The organism is Streptomyces sp. NPDC029956 (genome assembly GCF_055574655.1).
Window position 1 is genome coordinate 106,830 of the sequence record NZ_JBVHZJ010000024.1, and the last position, 1,477, is coordinate 108,306.

1 protein-coding gene is annotated in these 1,477 nt (G+C 75.8%); it reads right to left on the reverse strand.

What is annotated here, in order from left to right; all coding sequences use genetic code 11:
- Positions 1 to 1,102 (reverse strand): PP2C family protein-serine/threonine phosphatase (locus tag ACZ4XX_RS20715; protein WP_468509307.1); only part of this gene is annotated, 1,102 nt, incomplete at its 3' end.
- Positions 1,103 to 1,477 lie beyond the last annotated feature (375 nt).

The following is a 1,477-nucleotide window of genomic DNA, read 5'->3' on the forward strand; positions in this document are numbered from 1 at the left end:
GGGGGGTATGTGCGCTGCTGCGCGCCCCTTCCGCGGAGGGGGGGGGTGGGGGGGTGGGGGGTGGGCGTCTCCTCTTGGTTTCGGCGTTCTCCCCCGGCACCCGGACACGGTCGTCGCGTACGACGAGCAGGGCGACGTCGTCGGTGAGCCGCCCGCCCGTGTGGTGCAGCAGGGCGGTGTGGACCTCGCGGACGAGCGCCTCGGGCGCCGCGCCGCACATCCCGGCCAGCACGGTGTCGAGCGCGAAGAACCGGCCCCGGTGGTCGCGGGCCTCCTCGGCGCCGTCGGTGTACAGGACGAGCGTCTCGCCCGGCGTCAACCGGGCCGCGGTGTACGGCGCGAGGACGCCGGGCAGCGGCAGGACCCCGAGCGGGGGCAGCGGGTCGCCGACGGGGAGCCGCTCCACGGTGCGCCCGAGGCGGTACGGGCCGGGGTGGCCGCAGTTGAGCACGGCGAGCCGGCCGTCGGACCGGACCTCGAGGAGCAGCAGGGTCACGAACTCCTCCGCCGCCGGATGCTCGGGCGCCGTCCCCGCCCGTGACGGATGCTCGTCCCGGGCCCGCTCCCGCAGATGCCGCTCCAGGGCCCGCTCCAGGCGCCGCAGCACCCCGCCGAGTTCGGCCTCGTCGTGCGCGGCCTCCCGGAAACTCCCGAGCACGGCGACCACGGCCCCGAGCGCCGCGAGACCATGACCCCGTACGTCCCCGATGACGATCCGCACCCCGTACGGGGTGGCCACCGCCTCGTACAGATCCCCGCCGACGGACGCGCCCCGGGAGGCGGACAACTGCCCCGCCGCCAGGGTGAGTCCGTCGAGCCGGGCGGGCGGCGGGCGCAGCAGCACCTGCTGGGTGGCGACGGCGACGGCCCGCACGAGCGCCAGTTCCCGCGCGAGCCCGCGCCGCAGACCGAGCACCAGGCCGATGCCGACGGTCAGGAACACGACACTGGTGGCGATCCTCATCGGCAGCCCGGGCTGCCGGGCCAGCGGACAGCCGAACTTCCAGGCCACGGCCACCGCGCCCCAGGCGGTGGGAAGAGCGAGCGGGGCCAGCCGGCGGAGCCGGGAGCCATCGGAGACCAACGACCTCGTACGGATCATGCACGGCCCTTCCCGAGCCCCGACAGCGCCCGAAGGCCCTGCGGCCCACAGGTCCGCCCCTGCGGCCGCGTCGATTCTGCCGACCGCACGCCCCACCGGGGAACACCCCCCGACGATCTCACCCGAAGGAGTGAGCACCCCCGGCGCGCCGCCCTCCGCCAGACCTCCGCCACCCGAACAGAACGACGAACGCCGACCTCACGTACGGCACTTCGGGCCCCGAGAGCGACGGAGGGCCGCCCCCGGGACTCCGGGAACAGCAAGAGGGCCGCGCCGGGACTTCCGGAAAACGGCGGAGGGGGGGGGGGGGGGGGGGGGGGGGGGAGGCCCCCCTCTGCCCCCTTTTTCCTGTTTTGTCGCTACCGCCTACCCATC